The sequence below is a fragment of the Lutibacter sp. A80 genome (assembly GCF_022429645.1).
Classification (GTDB): domain Bacteria; phylum Bacteroidota; class Bacteroidia; order Flavobacteriales; family Flavobacteriaceae; genus Lutibacter.
In genome coordinates this window covers 2,084,491-2,097,958 of record NZ_CP092480.1, presented here as the reverse complement: position 1 = coordinate 2,097,958, position 13,468 = coordinate 2,084,491, and the positions used below count along the sequence as shown (strand labels likewise).

Below are 13,468 nucleotides of genomic sequence, written 5' to 3'. Positions count from 1 at the left end.
CAAAAAATAGAAGTATTGAATAATTTAAAATTTATAAATAATTTTTTTATTGTAATTAGTAAAGGAATAGTACTATTTCTATTTTTAACTAATGGGACAAATTTATTTGCTCAAAAAAAGCTACCGCCTAAATTAAAATTTAATTCTATTACAGTAGAAAATGGCTTGCCTAATAATATTGTAAATTCTATTATTCAAGACTCTGTTGGATATGTTTGGATTGCAACTAACGATGGCTTGTGTAGGTTTGATGGTAAAAATTATAAAACATTTAGGCATTCAATAGAGAATAAAAATTCCATTTCTAATAATTTTATTCAATCTTTATTTGTTGATAGTAAAGGTGATTTGTGGATTATGACAGATCAAGGGTTGAATAGGTTTGATATTAAAAAAGAAGTGTTTGAAATTTATTATGCCAATGGAAATGGAGGCCTAAGTCATAACAGTCCTACTTCTATGGTTGAAAGAAGTAATGGAGAATACATTATTGGTACTTATGGAGGAGGAATTGATATTTTAAAAGACGGACAATTTATTTATAATTATAAACAAGAAAATAATTTTAGTATATCTTCAAACTTAATTTCATCACTTCAAATTCAAAACGATAGTATTCTTTGGGTTGGAAACTGGAAAAATGGTCTAAATAAAATTAATTTAGAATCAAAAAAAGTAACAAAATTTACTTACGGTTTTAATGAAATTACTTCTTCTGGTGAAATTAACACCTTGTATTTAGATGCAGAAAATTATTTGTGGATTGGTACAAATGCAGGTTTAACAATTTATAATACTAAAAGCGATTCATTTTTTAAAATTAATGTAGAAAATTGTAGTTCATTTTCAGATAACGATATTTTAAGCATATTTGAAGACAATGAAGGCGTTATTTGGTTAGGGACTCGAAATTCGGGAATTATTAAAGGGAATAGAAAAGAAATTCTTTCAAAAAAACAAAAAAATACTTTTGTCAATTATTTACCTAATGATTTTGATGATAGTGTAAATTATAGATCTATAAGTTCTTTTTATCAAGACAATCAAAATAATATTTGGATAGGAACACATTTATTGGGTGTAAATATAGTAAATCCAAATGGTGAAAGTTTTAGATTCTACAACAATTTAGCTAAAGATAATAGTAAATCAAGTTATAAAAGTACTTGGGGGATTAGTGAAGATAATAACGATAATATTTGGGTAGGAACTGATGGAGGAGGTTTGTATAAGTTTAATCCTTTTAACAATAATATTGAAAAATTTGTAGCAGATCCTTTAGATAATAATTCTATTAGCGATAATGCTATTTTAAGTTCTTACTTTGATAGTAAAGGTAATTTATGGATTGGTACTTATGCTGGTGGTTTGAACGTATTAAAATCAGGTTCAAAAAAATTTAAACATTATAAAAAAGGACTTTCAAATAAAAATTTGAATAGTAATGATATTCGGGTAATTTTTGAAGATAGTAAGCAACGGATTTGGATTGGAACAAATGGAGGAGGTTTGCATTTGTATAAACCTGAAACCGATGATTTTAAATTTATTACTGAAGTTGGTTGGTTAGATATTAGGTCTTTAACAGAAGATTTAAACGGCAATTTGTGGATTGGGACTTTTGGAAATGGAATTTTATCGTTTAATTATGAAAAAAATAAAACGGAAACATATCCAGAGTATGATAAGTTAAAAGCACATATTGTATTTGATGTTGAATGTGTTTCTGAAGAAGATTTATGGATAGGTACACGGTTTGAAGGACTGATACATTTTAATTTAAAAACAAAAAAAATAACTCAATATACAGAAGATAAGGGAATTTCAAATAATACTGTAAACGCAATAGTTGCAGAATCTAAATCTAAACTATTAATAAGTACTAATAATGGCTTAAATTTATTTAATGTAGAAGATGAAACTTTCGATAGTTTTATTTCGGCAAACGGAGTTAGAGTAGGTTCTTTTAATGGTAATTCAGGATTTATTTCTAAAAATGGATATGCTGTTTTTGGAGCTCTTAACGGGTTAAATATTTTTTATCCAGATGAAATTTATAAAGATTATAACCCTTTAAAAATAGTGTTTACAGATTTTAAACTATTTAATAAATCTATTGATGTTAGCAACGAAATTAATGAAACGCCTTTAAAGCAAAGTCTTTCCACAACCACTGAAATTGAATTAGATTACAGTCAAGATGTTATAACAATTGAATATGGAGCGTTAAATTTTCCAAGTTCAAAAGGAATAAATTACGAATATATTTTAGAAAATTACGATACACATTGGAATAAAGTAGGTGCTAATACGTCTGCAACATACAGAAATTTATCACCTGGAGAGTATGTTTTTAAGGTAAAATTAGCACATGAGTTAGAAGATAAAAACCAGCAAATATCTAAAATCAAAATAATTATTCACCCACCATTTTGGTTAACATTACCAGCAGTATTAATTTATATAATTAGTATTTCGTTTATTATTGTTATAGTTTTAAAATATTATGCAAATCAAATTAAATTAAGAAATTCGCTTTTCTATACTCAAATTTTGCGTGAGCAAGAGAAAGATTTAAATAAAGAAAGGTTCCGGTTTTTTACAAATTTTTCTCACGAACTTAGAACTCCTCTAACTTTAATTTTAGGGCCTATTTCAGATATATTAAGGGAAGAAAAAAAAGGAAAACATACAAGTAAGTTAAAATTGATAAAAAGAAATTCTCAAATTTTATTAGAGCTAATTAATAAAATGCTCGAATTTAGAAAATCTGAGACAGAACACAATCATTTAGAAGTGGGCAAATATAATTTTACTCAATTTTTAAAAGAAATTTCAAGTAATTTTAAATTTTATGCAGCTCAAAAAGAAATTGAATTTAATGTAGAAATTGAGAACGAATATCAGGCTTGGTTCGATTATAAAAAAATACAACTTGTAATTTTTAATTTGCTGTCAAACGCCTTTAAATATACACCGAAAGGTGGTGAAATTAAAATTACTGTTCAAGAAGTTTCAAATACTATTTTACTTAAAATTGCAGATACAGGTTCGGGAATTAAACAAGAAGCATTAGATTCTATTTTTAATTTATATTACCATAAAGATAATGCAGATACAATTGAAGGTACCGGTATAGGATTGGCTTTGTGTAAAAAATTAATGGATTTACACCAAGGAGAGATATTGGTAGAGAGTAAAATAGGAGTGGGGTCTTGTTTTAAAATTGAATTATTTAAAAATAAAGATCATTTTTCTAAAATAAAAAATGTTGAGTTTATAGATTCGAAAGATTTTATTATAAAAAAACCGTTTATAGATGAAACTTTGTTATTACATAACGAGCCGATACAATTCAAGTTTAATAAAAACGATAAAGTTGTTCTTATTGTTGATGATAATCAAGATATAATTAATTATTTAAATGAAATACTGTCAGAAAGTTTTAAAGTAGTATCTGCAAAAAACGGAAAAATTGGAGTTGAAAAAGCTTTTGAAATAATTCCTGATTTAATTATTTCAGACATAATGATGCCAGAAAAATCTGGAATGGATTTATGTAAAGAATTAAAAAACTCTGAAAAAACAAGTCATGTACCAATTATTTTATTAACCGCAAAACTAGGTGATAGTGACCGTTTAGAAGGTGTAGAAATAGGTGCGGATGATTATATAACTAAACCATTTGATTCAAACTTTTTATTGGCTAAAATTGAAAATATATTTAGCAATAGAAAAAAACTAATTAATTTTTATAGTGATTCAGAAATAACTAATCCAAAATTAATAGATCCATTAAAGAATATTGAAGATAAATTTCTAGCTAAATTAGAACAGCTGGTTTTTGAGAAATATAATGGAGATATATTAATACCTGAACTTGCAAAAGAGTTAGGGTATAGTAGGTCATCTCTTTATAGAAAAGTTAAAGCCGTAACCGGATCTTCGGTAAGCGATTATATTAAAAGAGTTCGTTTAAATAAGGCTGCAAAATTATTAGTTGAAAGTGATTTTAATGTTTCACAAGCTGCTTTTGATTCTGGTTTTAATGACGTCAAGTATTTTAGTGTAAGTTTTAAAAAACAATTTGGCATTTCACCTTCAAAATATAAAGCCGAAAACCTAAATAATAAAAGTTAGTATAGCTTAACTAAAGTAAGTTGTTTTTGTTATTAGCTTATACATAATTAGTTGGTGAATAATATTAAACTAATTACTTTTTGGTTGTAATTATAATTCACTTTTTTTTATTCAAATTGTGTTCATAAATAATAAACTTTTTTTACTTTTTAGAAGGTTTAAAATTTTCTTAAAAGTCAAAATAGAACTGTTAACAGTTAATTTTAAGTAGAAATGTTTGTAAATCTAAAATAGTATGTATATATTTGGTAAACCAATTTGGTAAACCAATGCAAGGTGTTAAAAATGAAGTAAAAAAGTGTTCATTTTATTGTTGTTTACTTAATTGTTTTAGTTTGTTTTAAGTTTAAAACTAGGTGTTGATTATTATTTGTAAGAAAATATAAATTTCAAACTAAGAGAATCAAAACCTATACTTAGGTGTAACATCAAAAAAATGAAAATGAAAAATAGTCTAAAAATAATTTCGTTGTTAGTATTGTTAAGTTTTATTTCTTGTAAACAAACTGATTCTAAAACTTCTGGAGATTTACTTTCTGAAGACACTAACCATCCAAGTTTAATTTTAACTAAACAAGGTGTAAAAGATATTAGAGCTAACTTAGGAAGTATTCCTATTTTTGATAAAACATTGGCAATTGCTCAAGCAGAGATTGATGCTGAAATTGTTAAAGGTTTTGATGTTCCAGTTCCTAAAGATTATTCTGGAGGATATACACATGAAACGCATAAAAAAAATTACATTTTAATGCAAAAAGCGGGTGTACTTTATCAAATCTTAAACGATGAAAAGTATGCTAAATATGTAAAAGATATGTTATTTGAGTATGCAAAACAGTATCCAACCTGGCCTGTTCATCCAAAACCAAGATCTTATGCTAGAGGTAAGTTATTTTGGCAATGTTTAAACGATTCTAATTGGTTGGTATATACAAGTCAAGCATACGATTGTATTTATAATTATTTAACAGAAGAAGAACGTACTGTTTTAGAGACAGATTTATTTAGACCTTTTGCAGATTTTATTTCAAAAGAAAATCCACAATTTTTTAACAGAGTTCACAACCATGCTACATGGGGAAATGCTGCCGTAGGAATGATTGCTTTAGCAATGGATGATGATGAATTATTAGATAGAGCTTTAAATGGTGTTAAAAATGTTGATTTTAATCCAGAAGAAAAAGATAATGATGGTGGTTATATTAGAAAAGATGGTCAAAAAATTGGCTTTTTTGCAAATCTAAACGAGCCTTTTTCTCCAGATGGATATTTTACAGAAGGTCCATATTATCAACGTTACGCATCATATCCATTTTTAATTTTTGCACAAGCGCTTCAAAATAAAAAACCAGCACATAAGGTATTTGAATATAAAGATGGAGTGCTTTTAAAAAGTGTAACAGCTTTATTAAATTTATCAGACGCACAAGGAGAATTCTTTTTATTAAATGATGCACAAAAAGGGATGTCTTATTTTAATTCATCTTTGATATCTACAGTTGATATTGGGTATCATTTTGGAGGAAATAATCCAGAATTACTTAGTATTGCTAAAATGCAAGATGAAGTAACTTTAGATGATGCTGGTTTAGCAGTGGCATTAGGTATTAAAGAAGGTAAAGAAAAACCTTTTATCAAAAAATCAATTCAATTATCTGATGGTCCCGATGGTGACCAAGGCGCAGTTGGAATTTTACGTAGTGATGATTTAGAAGTTGTTTTTAAATATACAGCACACGGTTTAAGTCATGGACATTATGATAAGTTGTCTTTTGCCTTGTTTGAAGATGGTGTTGAAGTGGTACAAGATTATGGTATGAGTCGTTTTGTTAATATTGAACAAAAAGGTGGTGGTAATTACTTAAAAGAAAATACAACTTGGGCAAAACAAACTATTGCACATAATACAATTACACAAAATGAAAAATCTCAATTTAAGGGAAAGTACGATATTGCAAGTAACTACCATTCTAATAAATATATATTTAGTGTTGTAGATAAAAAAGTTCAGGTAGCTAGTGCTAAAGAAGAAAACGCATATCCTGGAACAAAACTACATAGAACTATGGTAACTATTAAGGATGAAGCTTATAAAAATCCTTATGTGTTAGATATTATGCGCGTAACATCTGATAATACAAATCAATATGATCTGCCATTTTATTTTTTAGGACAAATTATGCAGGCAGATTTTGAGTACTTTAAATTGCCAACTCCAGAAGTTTTAGGTAAGTCAGATGGATATCAGCATTTATATAAAGAAGCTGAAGCAAGTGTAAAGGAAGGTAATATTAAACTAAATTGGTTATTAAATAATAAATTTTATACTTATTCGGCGGTAACTGAAAATAATGACGAAGTTATTATTGGTAGAATAGGAGCAAACGATCCCGATTTTAATTTACGTGATGAACAAACATTAATTTTAAGAAAAAAGAATGCAAAAGATGCGTTATATGTTTCAACAATAGAATCACATGGAACTTATAATCCGGTTTCAGAATTAGCAATTAATGCATATAGTAATATAGAACAATTAACAGTGGTTCACAATTCAAAAGAATATACAGCTGTATCAATTGAAACAAAAAATGGAGCATCAAAACTCTTTATTATAGCAAATGAAAATAATGATAAAGAAATAAAGCATAAATTAACAATTAACAATAAAGAATATACCTGGAAAGGTCCTTATATATTAACAGAAAATAAATAAATCAAAATTATGAAGCGATTTAGCGAAAAGTACATTATTGCAAAAGATATGGAATGGGAAGAGCTTGGAGGAGGAGTGTCAAGAAAATTTTTAGGATACGATAACCAAATTATGATGGTAAGCGTAAAATTTGACAAAGGAGCGTTAGGTGCACCACACCAGCATTTCCATACACAAGCTACGTATTGTGTTTCAGGTAAATTTGAATTTGAAATTGATGGAGTAAAGCAAATAGTAGAAGCAGGAGATGGTGTGTATATTGAGCCTAATTTATGGCATAGTGCAGTTTGTTTAGAAGAAGGTCAATTAATAGATACCTTTAGTCCTGTAAGAGAAGATTTCTTAAGTGGAGATGGAGTATCTTATTTTGGAGATAAAAAATAATTAGACTAAAATTTAATAAAAAGCGTAACATTTTATAAGGTGAAACGCTTTTTTTAACGGTTTTTACTAAAACGTTATAGTAAATCTGTTAAAACTTGAAAATAAATTGTTTAATATTTTTATTTAACTTTAAATTAACATATATTTGGTTTCCCAGATTGGTTTACCAGTTCTGAAGAGCAAGTTTAAATAAGTTTAACAATTCTAAATAAAATTAATTAAATGATATAAAATGAACAAAAAAAAAGGATAGTTGCACCTATCCTTTTTAAAAAAAATACTTCTTTTCTGAGGGAAGTAAAATTAAAAATATGTATTCATTTTAAAAAATACATTCTGCAATATTACAAAAAAAGAAACAAATTTTCAGAATTAAATTTTTTAAAGTGATTGGATAATTAAAGATTAACAATCTATACTAAAAGTAAATACAAAACAGTATTACTAAAACTAAACTTAACATAAAAAATTAAATTATGAATTTAAAAATTAAGCTAACGCTAATTGTAATATTGATGCTCAATATTTCATTAATGGCTCAGGAAAGCTTTACAATAAAGGGAACAGTGTTATCTGCAAAAGATAATATGCCAATTCCGGGTGTAAGTCTTTTAATTCAAAATACTACTAGAGGAGCCTCTACAGATTTTGATGGAATTTTCAGTTTAGATGTAACAGAAGGAGAAGTTCTAGTAGCATCTTATATTGGGTATAAAACCCAATTTATTACGTTAACAAATAAAAAAGAAATTACAGTTGTTTTAATTGAAGATACAGCAGTTTTAGACGAAGTTGTGGTAGTAGGTTATGGAGCTCGAAGAAAAAGTGACGTAACTGGTTCGGTATCTTCTGTAAAAACAGAGGAGTTAACAGCTTTTCCTGTATTAGAAGCAGAGCAAGCGCTTCAGGGTCGTGCAGCTGGTGTAGTTGTACAATCTAATAATGGTGGTGAGCCAGGAGCTCCTATTAAAATGAACATTAGAGGTAATACTTCTATAAATGCAAGTAGTGATCCACTTATTGTAGTAGATGGTTTTGTGGGTGCAACTATGCCACAAGCAGGTGATATTAAATCTTTACAAGTTTTAAAAGATGCATCTGCAACAGCTATTTATGGTTCAAGAGGATCAAATGGTGTTGTTTTGGTAACTACTAAAAAAGGTAGAAGCGGTAAATTAAATGTTGAACTTAACACAACATACGCTATTCAAACAACTTCAAATAGTTTAGATTTATTAAATGCAAGTGATTTTACAAAATATCAAAATGAAATAAGAGCAAATCAAGGTAATTCAACTCCTTATGTTCAAGGAGATTATGATACAGATTGGCAAGATTTAATTTATAGAACAGGTAATACCTCAAATAATCAACTTTCTTTTTCAGGAGGTTCAGATAAAGTAAGTTACTATGCTTCAGGTACTTATTTTGCACAAGATGGGGTGCTGGTTAATTCTGCTTACGAAAGAGTATCATTTTTAACAAATTTAGATGCACAAGTTTCTGATAAATTAAAAATTGGTCTTGGTTTAACAGGTGGTTTAAGTAAAAAAGATGGTGTTACAACTCAATCTGATGGTTCTGTTACCGTGGGTGGTGATGATGTAGTTTCTTTAGCTATGAGATTTGCTCCAGATAAAGGAATTTATAATGATGATGGTTCTTTTTCAACAAATGATAAGATTGGAGATCAAGTTGATAACCCTTGGGCTGTAGCTACTCAAAGAGATGATGATACAGAAATAGAAAATTTTAGAGCAAATTTTTATGCAGATTATGAAATTATTGAAGGTCTTACATTTAAAACAACTTTTGGGTTAAGTAATAGTAATACTTTTAGAGGACTTTATATGCCAAGAACCTTAACTGTTACAGCAGGACAAGGTCTTGACGGAAGAGCTATTATTAGAGAAAATAAAACTAAAAGTGTTTTAAGTGAAAACTATTTGACATATAAAAAAGAAATAGGAAAAGGAGACTTAACTCTATTAGCAGGTTATTCTTATCAAAAAACAACTAATAAAGGATCGTACAGTGAAGGTACTGGGACAATTTCAGATTCTTTTTCTTATTATGGTTTATGGACTGCAACTAATTTAATTAATGGAGGTTCAGGTGCTATTTATGTAAATGAAACAGAAATTCAATCTCAATTTGGAAGAATTAATTACGATTTTGATGATAAATATTTGTTAACTGCTACAGTAAGACGTGATGGAGCTTCTAACTTCGCAGAAAATGAAAAATATGCAATATTCCCTTCAGCAGCATTAGGTTGGAAAGTGTCTAATGAAGATTTCTTAAAAAATAATGAAACAATTTCTAATTTAAAGTTAAGATTAAGTTATGGTGTTACTGGTAACCCATCAATTGATCCTTACCAATCTTTAGCAAGTATTGCAAGTTTATACGCTTCTAGCAATGGTGAAACTGTTGCAGCTGTTACACCAAACCAACCTTCAAACCCAAATTTAAAATGGGAGTCGTCTTACCAAACAAATATTGGGGTAGATTTAGGTTTATACAATAATAAAGTATTACTTTCTTTAGATTATTATAATATTGATACTAAAGATATTATTATGATTAATAAAGGGATGCCTGATTATTTAGGATTTTATAATGATGAGATTCTAACAAATGCAGGAGAAATTAATAATAAAGGGATAGAAGTTTCTTTAAATACTAGAAACATTATTAAAGACGATTTTAGTTGGACAACAGATTTAGTATTCTCTAAAAATAAAAATACAGTAACTTCTTTAATTAACGGTGTTGATTGGTTTGGAGATGGTGCACCAAGTTACTTTAGTGTTGATGATAACTATATTTTAAGAGAAGGTGAAGAAGTAGGTCTTTTCTATGGTTGGGACTATGCAGGTGTATACCAAGGAGGTACTTTCCCAGCTGGTACAGCTACAATTACAGGAGGAGTTGCTGGTGATCCATTATTTTTAGATTTAGATGATAGTGGAGATATTACTAACGATGATAGAAAAACTATCGGTAACCCTAACCCTGACTTCACTTGGGGTATAACTAATAGCTTTAAGTATAAAGATTTTGATTTTAATATCTTTTTTCAAGGATCTCAAGGTGGAGATATTTTTAATATGACTAATGTGCAGTTAAATAATGGAGATGCAAATACTACTTACGATTATTATAATAATGCTTGGTCATCATCTAATACAGATGCAAGTCAACCTCGCCCAGGAAATAATAGTTGGAGAGAAATCTCTTCTCGTTTTGTTGAAGATGGTAGTTATATTAGATTAAAAAATATAGCTTTAGGTTATACATTTCCTTCAGAAAATATACAAAAGTTGGGTATAGAAAATTTAAGATTATCATTGAGTGCGCAAAATTTATTAACAATTACAGACTACTCTGGTTTAGATCCTGAAGTTAACTATTATGGTGCTTCTGGAGATAATGATACATCTAGTAATACTGTTAGAGGATTTGATTTTGGGAATTATCCAACTATAAAATCTGTAAGTTTTAGTCTTAGCGTTAAATTTTAATCAATAATTTAAAAACATATATAATGAAAACATATAAATATTTATTCTTATTGATAGGATTATCAATAATAGGATGTTCAGATCTTGAAGAACATCCAGTTGGATTATTATCTCCCGATGGATTTTACTCAACGGTACAAGATATACAAACTGGGGTAGATGGCTCTTTAACACATGCCATGAACGAACAAATTTGGGGGAGGAAACTTTCTATGTCGTTATTAGTGCGTTCCGACATGGTGCAACTTAACTCAGAGCAAACATATAGACGTGAAATGGATATGCACTCTGTTACAGGTGATAATGAAATGGTGTATGATCCTTGGAGAAGAATTTGGTTAGGAATAGCTGCCGCTAATAATACTATTGCAGGAGCAGAAGATGTTGCTGTAGATGAGGAAGTAAAAAACCCTGTTACAGCACAGGCTTATTTTGCAAGAGCGTTTTACTACTTTCATTTAGTAAGATTGTTTGGAGATATACCATATATTGATACTCCAGTAACTGATATGGATGCTGCTGTTTCTATAGGTTTAACACCGGAAGCACAAGTGTATGAGAACATTATTTCAGATTTAGAGTATGCGAAAACTTGGTTGCCAAATACTCAAGTATCAAGATCTATTCCTTCTAAAGCTGCTGCTAGTTCATATTTATCTTTGGTATATTTAACAATGGCAGGAACAAGTGATAATACTTATTTCCAAAAAGCATTTGATGAAGCTAAAGAAGTAATTGATAATAAAGGAGTGTATAATCTAGATCTAGATCCAGATTTTCAAACATTATTTAATGCCAATAAAATTGACGCTTCTTTAGAACCAATTTTTGCATTAGATTATAATGCTTACGAAGCAGATGATAATGGGTACGATCAAACAGCACCAATGACTGGTATTAGAGGAGATGATGACGATCAAGGTTGGTCTGTTTTATCACCTACCATGGCCGTTTATGAATCTTTTGATCCAGATGATTATAGAACAAATGTTAGTTTTCAAACAGAAGCTACAATTGGTGGTGTTACTGTAGATTATACACAGTTTAAGATAAGTGGGCATGAGCACGCTAAAAATAGTCCATATATTGCTAAATATACACGTTATCCAGGACCTTATGCACGTTCAAATAAAAGAGCAACCAGCCATAATAACTCTATGTTACGTTATGCAGAAGTTTTATTAATTGCAGCTGAAGCAGGAGTTGAAATAGGAAATCCTTTAGCTTTAGACTATATTAATCAGGTAAGAGCAAGAGCTAGAAAAGGTGGAGCATCTACTTCTGGAGGTTATACTGAAGTTGTTATACCAGCAAGCACAGTTCCAGCTGATCTTACTTCAGTTACTGTTGAAGATGTATTAGAAGAACGTAGAATAGAATTAGCATTTGAAGGTAAAAGATGGTATGATATTAAAAGAAGACAATTAGGAGATCAAGTATTTAGTGCCTCAGGTTATGAAGGAGCAAAACCAGATTGGAATTCTTCAGTAGATTATGATACACCAATACCTCAAGATGAAATAGATAGTAATCCTAATATTGGAAACTAATTAAATAGTTAAATAAAACGATAGTGATCGTTTGTAGTTTTTAATCTTGGGTTTACACATTTTAATTAGTGTAAATCCAAGATTATTAGTATATAATTGTATAATAATTAGCTTTTTATAAGCTAAAAAATATACTTAATTTATTTACGTATCTAAGTTTCATATTTTTAATTCGATCTATATCAAAACTTATTTAGTTTAGTTAGAGGCTACCTACATTAAAATTTCCTTTAAAAACTATAAAACAAAATTCTTAAAACCGATGTCAATAAAACATACCTTTTTAATCGTAATTACAATCATGCTTTCAAGTGTGTCTTGTACAAAGCAAATACCTATTGAGCACCTCAATATGGATTTAAAATCTAATACATTAGAATATCATAAAGCTGTATTAGAAAATGAAATTCCTGGTATTAATGTTTATCATGTGGCAGTAACAGGAGATGTTGTTAGAAATGAATTAATGAAGGAAGGTTATAAATTTATATATCTTTTTATTAAAGGTGAAGGAACTGTTGTTGCTGATAGCGTAAATTATCCGATTGTTCCAGAAACTATTTTATTGCCAAATGTATTAGAAAAAATATCAGTTAGTGCTAAAAAAAACGATACGCTTCATTTTCTTAAAATCACCACTAGTTTAACAGAACAAGATATTTTAGATTTAAAAGAATTTCCAAAAGAAAATACACAAAAACCTTATTTTGCAAAATTTAACGATTGCGAACCTTATACCGAGCCAATAAAAAGTCCTAATACAATTAGTAGAACAGTATTACCAAACAAATATATTCCGCGTATTGCATTGGGTACTGTTGAAGCACCAGGACCTGACAAGGTAGGAGCGCATGAACATGGGATGCTTGAGCAATTATTTTTAGGACTAACAGATAATGATATTACTGTTTTTGCAGATGATGCTCAAATTAAACTTCCAGCATATTCAATTTTACATATACCTTTAGGTTCTAGCCATTCTGTTGAAGTTGAAAAAGGGAAAAAAATGTATTATATGTGGATGGACTTTTTTAGAGATAAAGAAGGAGAAGAATGGTTGAAAACACATAATACTATTACGGAGTAAAAATTCTAATAAACTTAATGTTAAAGAGTACTTTATAGGTATATAAAATAAATATTATCAAAGG

The 13,468-nt window shown here is 28.8% G+C and carries 6 protein-coding genes; all 6 read left to right on the top strand.

What is annotated here, in order from left to right:
- Positions 1-15: 15 nt before the first annotated feature.
- On the top strand, positions 16-4,140 hold the full coding sequence (locus tag MHL31_RS08755; protein ID WP_240225552.1) for a hybrid sensor histidine kinase/response regulator transcription factor: 4,125 nt from the start codon (positions 16-18) through the stop codon (positions 4,138-4,140).
- Between the two features lie 442 nt (positions 4,141-4,582).
- Positions 4,583-6,856, top strand: a complete 2,274-nt coding sequence (locus MHL31_RS08750; protein WP_240225551.1) for a heparinase II/III family protein — start codon at positions 4,583-4,585, stop codon at positions 6,854-6,856.
- A 9-nt stretch (positions 6,857-6,865) separates the two neighbouring features.
- Positions 6,866-7,240 (top strand): cupin domain-containing protein, encoded by a 375-nt coding sequence (locus MHL31_RS08745; protein ID WP_240225550.1) that lies wholly within the window; start codon positions 6,866-6,868, stop codon positions 7,238-7,240.
- Positions 7,241-7,716: 476 nt separating this feature from the next.
- Complete coding sequence (locus MHL31_RS08740; RefSeq protein WP_240225549.1) at positions 7,717-10,767, top strand: TonB-dependent receptor; 3,051 nt, start codon at positions 7,717-7,719, stop codon at positions 10,765-10,767.
- Positions 10,768-10,790: 23 nt separating this feature from the next.
- Positions 10,791-12,317 (top strand): RagB/SusD family nutrient uptake outer membrane protein, encoded by a 1,527-nt coding sequence (locus tag MHL31_RS08735; protein ID WP_240225548.1) that lies wholly within the window; start codon positions 10,791-10,793, stop codon positions 12,315-12,317.
- Between the two features lie 352 nt (positions 12,318-12,669).
- Positions 12,670-13,404 carry a hypothetical protein gene (locus MHL31_RS08730; RefSeq protein WP_240225547.1) on the top strand — a complete coding sequence of 245 codons (735 nt, stop codon included), beginning with the start codon at positions 12,670-12,672 and terminating at the stop codon, positions 13,402-13,404.
- Positions 13,405-13,468: the final 64 nt, after the last annotated feature.